Source organism: Paenibacillus sp. N119s (assembly GCF_059447605.1).
Window position 1 is genome coordinate 1 of sequence record NZ_JCAJRU010000272.1, and the last position, 6,040, is coordinate 6,040.

At 45.8% G+C, this 6,040-nt stretch carries 4 protein-coding genes; all 4 read right to left on the minus strand.

Annotated elements, in window-relative coordinates:
- Positions 1-1,344: ABC transporter ATP-binding protein (locus AC5V8P_RS22420; protein WP_495473878.1), on the minus strand; the 1,344-nt coding region annotated here is incomplete at its 3' end.
- Positions 1,319-3,169, minus strand: coding sequence for an ABC transporter ATP-binding protein (locus AC5V8P_RS22425; protein WP_064797386.1), 1,851 nt, complete (start codon positions 3,167-3,169; stop codon positions 1,319-1,321). The genes AC5V8P_RS22425 and AC5V8P_RS22420, both read right to left, overlap by 26 nt.
- A gap of 239 nt (positions 3,170-3,408) precedes the next feature.
- Positions 3,409-4,209, minus strand: a complete 801-nt coding sequence (locus AC5V8P_RS22430) for a thioesterase II family protein (protein WP_064797385.1) — start codon at positions 4,207-4,209, stop codon at positions 3,409-3,411.
- A gap of 814 nt (positions 4,210-5,023) precedes the next feature.
- Complete coding sequence (gene glpX, locus AC5V8P_RS22435) at positions 5,024-6,001, minus strand: class II fructose-bisphosphatase (protein WP_063213727.1); 978 nt, start codon at positions 5,999-6,001, stop codon at positions 5,024-5,026.
- Between the last annotated feature and the right edge of the window lie 39 nt (positions 6,002-6,040).

Sequence of the window (6,040 nt, forward strand, 5' to 3'; positions counted from 1 at the left end):
AAAGCGGATATTATCCGCTACTGTACCGTGGAACAACGTAGCCTCCTGTGGTACATAGGCCATTAAATCCCTAACCTCGTCTAGCCGAAATTCCTCTGCCATGCGGCCGCGAATCCGCAGCACACCTTCATCGGGTGGATAAAATCCCAACAGCAGCTTCATGACGGTGCTTTTGCCACCACCACTCGAACCGACAATTGCAGTTACCTGCCCTTCCGGCACCACCAGGTTCAATCTCCGCAGCGTTGGACGATCTGGCTGATAGCCAAAGGTGACATCGCGCAGCTCCAGCGCAGCCGGAACCTGTTCAATGGTGTGATCTGAGTCCACAGCCTGTGAACCCTTCTGTTTCGCCGCGGGGAACTGCTCCTCTTCCTTCGGCTCACTCAGAATTTCGCGGATTCGCGCCAAGCCTGCCAAGGAGTTTTGTAACAATGATACAGCCGCCCCCAGCTCCAAAAATACCGTTGAAATACCGGTTTGCAGCTGCACAATCTGTCCCAGTACTCCCAGTTCCATTTGCTTCTGCGCAACCAGGATCAATCCGGCGACAAGCACACCGCCAAGCGTGATGAATTCAATGACAAAATTGCACATATCCTGCAAGCCCATATGACGTCCCTGCCGGATACTGATCCGTTTTATGTCCTCACTTGCATTGTTACAGAGTCCGCCTACCTTTGTCCTTAACCCAAACAACTTCACCATCTGTAAACCGGAAAGCAAATCACTCAATCGTTCGGTAAACCTGCTCATTCGTCCCTGTAATTCTTCACTCATATGTCGCATTTTCTTGGCGAAATGAGCATTGATCCAGGCTGAAGCTAGCCCAAGCACAACTGCCATAATCCCAAATCGCCAATCCAGCACCATCAAGATGACCAATGAGCCCAGGAAAAGCGAAGTTTCCAGTATAATCGAACGGATATGAATAGTGTAAGCTTGCTCCAGCGTCTGTACATCGTTCGTCATGCGGGATACAAGATTGCCCGAATGGTGTTTTTCGGCTTTTTCATAGGATAGCTTGATCATATGACCGAATAGCTTCATTCGTACATCGGCAATCGCGAGCTTGACACATCGTTTATACATATAGCTGCACAGAGGGGAAATAAGGCTTAGAGCCAAAAATGTACCGCTGACCAAATAGACCGCTCGGTATAGCTCCTGTACATCGCCATTAACCGCAAAATTCAGCAAATAATGCACCACAAAAGAAAGCAAAATTGTGATACTGGCATTGGTCAGGCTATTGCCAACCAGCCCCGTAAAATACCATTTTCGGTGCGGCTTCATCAGGGACATTAATTGCTTAAATTCATAAAACCCCTGCTTGAAGGTCACGACGCTCACTCCTTTCCTCAGGCAGTGAAGACCCGTTTTCTCCCGTTTGCTGTCCTTCATCAAAATTTTGCAAATACAGCTTTCGGTACACACCGTCACGACCTAGTAATTCTTCATGGGTACCCGATTCCACGATGCGTCCCTGGTCGAGTACAATAATACGGTTTGCTTGACGTATGGTTGACAGTCGATGAGCAATGACCAGTACCGTCCGGTTTTGCATGGCCGCATCCATTGCAATCTGTATCTGAGCCTCCGATTGGCTATCAAGTGCTGAAGTCGGCTCGTCCAGTAGAAGCAGCGGAGCATTTTTTAGCAATGCTCTTGCTATAGAAATTCGCTGCTTTTGTCCGCCTGACAATCCGCCTCCCCGTTCGCTCAACAGGGTTTCATAGCCATCGGGCAGCTGAACAATAAAGTCATGCGCATGTGCCGCTTTCGCCGCCTCGACAATTTCTTTCCGAGTCGCCTCCAGACGCCCGTATCCGATATTTTCTGCAATAGTAGCCGGAAAGAGCGATGGTTCCTGAGATACCAGCGAAATATGACTGCGCAGGCTTGTTAGATTCCAATCTGTCAAATTCTTACCAAACAATTGAACCGTTCCAGCATGCACTCCCGGTTCATTGAATCCGCAAAGCAGCTTGAAAATGGTGCTTTTACCGCCACCACTGGCGCCAACAATCGCAACCGTTTCTCCTTGCCCTACCCGGAAACTAATATCCTTCAGGACCGGGTTCCCTTCGTTATAGCCAAAAGTCAAATGCTCAAAGCTGACTACAGCAATGTCATCGTTGCTGTCTGCAACGTCTTCCAAACGGCGGGTTTTATCCTCTTGAGCTTGACTGATAGAAGTGATTTTCCCGTCTTGCCGTTCATCCGGCCAATCCAGCACCTCTAACAAATGCTTTGCCGCTCCTTCCGCCTCCTTCATTTGCGAAATGATTGTCGGCAGCATGGCAACAGGCTGCAAGATGAACGAAATCAGATACAAAAAAAGGACAATGCCTCCGGCATTCAGCTCACCTTGTTGAATCAGATATCCCCCATACACAATGACCAAAATTATCGGTGTGGCCAGCATCATTACACCTACCGGCGTAATGAACGCATAACGCTTTTCCAGCCGCAGCCCACGCTTGATGACCTCCTCTGTGATCAACATATACTTCTTCAATAGCACAGCCTGCATATTGAATGCCTTGACGATAGGAATGCCTCCAATCGCATCCTGCCCCACCGCATTGAGATGAGCAATTTTCTCCTGAAGCTCTTCGGAGTATTTTTTTATGGGCTTGCTCATCAGTGATGTGATGATCATCCCTACAGACATAAGCGCAAGACTTGCCAAAATCAGTTTCCAACTTGTCAGTACAAGCAACGTGAATGATGCTATAAACACAAGCGGCAAATAAAACAGATTGGCAAACTGCTGGATAAAAAAGTTTTGTAACAACGCCGTGTTGTTAGTTAAGCGGGATACCAGATCTCCAGTGAACTTCCTCTCCACGCTGGAAACCGGTAAATCATAAAACTTATGTACGAGATCACCCCTCAAATCGTGCAGAGCACTAACGCTAAAGCGTGCTGAGGCGTATCTCATCACAAACTTACAGGGCATTCCAATAAACGTCATACCAATAACAAGATAGATCATGTTTTGAGTGGAGGAGAATGTCCCCTGTGCCATTTGCTCTATGGCCTTACCCAAAATAATGTCAATAGCTGCCAAACACAAGGAGGCGGTCACTGATATAAAAACCCATAGATTATATGGTTTTATATAACGTGCGAGTCTCCGAAAAGCAGAATTTGATCGAAACAAAGGCATCCCTCTTTTTCGTTGCTCACACTTTAAGCCAGTGCGAACTTTTTAGATTGGCAATGGACGTCATTAAGATGTCTCTGTGTCTGGTATGAATGAGTGTCTATACAGAAAAATTGGATTCTCATCTGCGCTGGAAAATACATCATGGTGGTATTTTTATCGATTATTGTTGAGATGGTGATAACGGAAGTGTGTCGTGATGTGTAGGTCTTTCAACTCTGTCTGAATCGTGGTTGTTAAGTACTTGTATTGTAAGCAGTATGAGCAGCCGTAGCGTGAGCCTTCGACGGGGATGCGGATAGAATGCTTTCGACTGCGCTCATAACCTCTTGCTCTTGTTCATGGATGAAAAAGTGATTCCCTTCGAACATTCGAACTTCCATAGGGAACGTCGTATGCTGCTGCCAGGCATGGAGCGAATCTGTGCTAACCTCAAAATCCTTCACTCCCCCTAGAACTGTCATTGGGCATACTAGAGGATTTCCCGGCTGATAAACATAAGTTTCACATACTTTAAAATCCGCACGCAGACGAGGCATAATAATTTGCATCAATTCTGCATTTTGCAGCACTTCTTCGGGTGTTCCTTGCATCAAGCGTAGCTCTTCGGTGAAAGAATCGTCTGCTAAATCATGGAGTTGTTTTTTGGAGTAGGGAAGATGTGGTGCAGACTTACCAGATACGATAATATGCACAGGTAGTTTTCCAGTTTTGCTGTACAAATGCCGGGCTGTTTCAAACGCAATCAGTGCCCCCATGCTGTGTCCAAAAAAAGCAAACGGCTTATGAATGTAGGGAGCTATGGCGGGAACTAAGGATTGAACAATATCTTGAAGAGTTTCCATCGGAGCTTCAGTTGAGCGGCTCTCACGTCCGGGGAGCTGTATAGGCAGCACGGTAATATCGGGCGCGAGCCTGGACTTCCAAGAGTTAAATATGTAAGTGCCGCCACCTGCGTAGGGGAAACAGAATAGTTGAAGCTTTGCAGCTGGTTGGACCTCTGTTTTCGCGAACCATGATTGTGATCGAGTCGTCATATGAATTCCTCCATCCTCTATGCAGTTCATAATTTTACAATAAATCCTTATATCTCTTTTTTTCTTCCAACACTTTCTAGCTTTTTTAAATATACAAACTTTAAAACCGCTTGGCATGGGACAAAAGGGCTAAATTGATTGGTTTCATAAAAATAAAACAAAATCCATATTATTACATATGTTTCTCGACTTCAAAAGCACAATTTCACTTTTTTCCTTCATTCGCTACTCATTATGAACTGTTAATTAGATACAAAACAAAATTTCAGATTTTCACGAATCTTGTAAAACTATAATCATTATGATTTACAAAAAAGCTCAAACCCCTTTTCCTACAACAATTTTACCTTTACATGCCATTAACATAAATGTAACAAATTCAACCTGATATCATCCGACAAATTCCGCCTTTTTTCGCGCTCCTTCTCTACATCCTATATAATGGAATTAATTTAAAACGAGCTCACATAAACCCAATATAATAACTTTTTAAATATTAAATAAACGGGGTTTATTTGTGGTTCTAAAGAACTATATTATGCATAACTTTCTTGGACCCTTCGTCTAAAAAATTTAGTTCGATTCGATTTTTCTCTTCCGATACTATAATTTTTCTTATCAAATCCTAATAGAAACGTTTCTATTTTTATTTCAAAAGTGCAAGCTTTTTAGAAATTTATATCCCCGCTTTGTAGTCCTTCATCTCCTATAAAACAGTAACAGCAAACAGCAAGTCCCCAGTTGTTAGAGACTTGCTGTTTTATAAGTTGATTATGATTGATTTTAGCAGTAAGGTAAATCTTGACTTCAACGATCAAGAGGATGCTGCGGCCGCAAGCGTACCGGAAGAATCCGCTGTATGATGAATACTTCGCACGAATCGAATCGTTTTTGTATCCGAATGCATTACAACTGAATGGGTTTCAGCTCTGTGACCAGGCAGAGAACGAACACCCTGCAACCATTCACCAGGCGTCACACCTGTAGCGACAAACATCACGCCTTGGCGTCCAACCATATCCTCCATTGACAGCAATGCCCCCGGATCAGTAATACCCATGCGCTGGCAACGTGCAATCTCTTCTTCTCCATGAGGCAGCAGGCGGCCCTGTATTTCTCCGCCCATGCATTTTAGCGCTGCCGCAGCCAATACGCCCTCAGGAGCGCCACCAGACCCGATATGCAAATCTACACCGCTATCCAGGCAGGTTTCAATTGCACCCATCACATCCCCGTGACCAAGCAGCTTGATCCGAACACCGCTTTCCCGCAAGAGCTGGATGATCCCGGCATGCCGGGTACGATCCAGAATCGACACCGTAAGATCGGACAAGGATTTCCCCAGTATTCGCGCTGCTTTTGACAATGTGGTCGGGATCGAGTCCTCTAGTGACAGCTTGCCAGCCAATGCGGGTCCCACGGCTAATTTTTGCATGTACATATCTGGAGCGTGAAGTAGACCCCCACGAGGTGCAGCAGCAATGACCGACAGTGCATTATTTAAACCGTTCGCCACCGTTTCCGTCCCCTCCAGAGGATCGACAGCAATGTCCATGGCTGGACCTCTGCGATTGCCTACTCTCTCCCCGATATACAGCATGGGGGCCTCATCCATTTCACCTTCGCCAATCACGACCGTGCCATCCATGGATACCGCGTTAAAATGAGTACGAATGGCTACTGTTGCCGCCTCGTCCGCGCTATTCTTATCTCCACGCCCTGTCCATTGTGCCGATTGCAGTGCCGCTGCCTCTGTTACCCGAACGAATTCCAATGCCATTTGACTCTCCATACTTATCCCTCCACCTCTCCTAAAAATAATGGGTATCCA

Excerpts from the sequence above, each read along its gene's own strand:
- glpX (WP_063213727.1), bottom strand. The coding sequence starts at position 6,001 with ATGGAGAGTCAAATGGCATTGGAATTCGTTCGGGTAACAGAGGCAGCG.
- AC5V8P_RS22430 (WP_064797385.1), bottom strand. The coding sequence starts at position 4,209 with ATGACGACTCGATCACAATCATGGTTCGCGAAAACAGAGGTCCAACCA.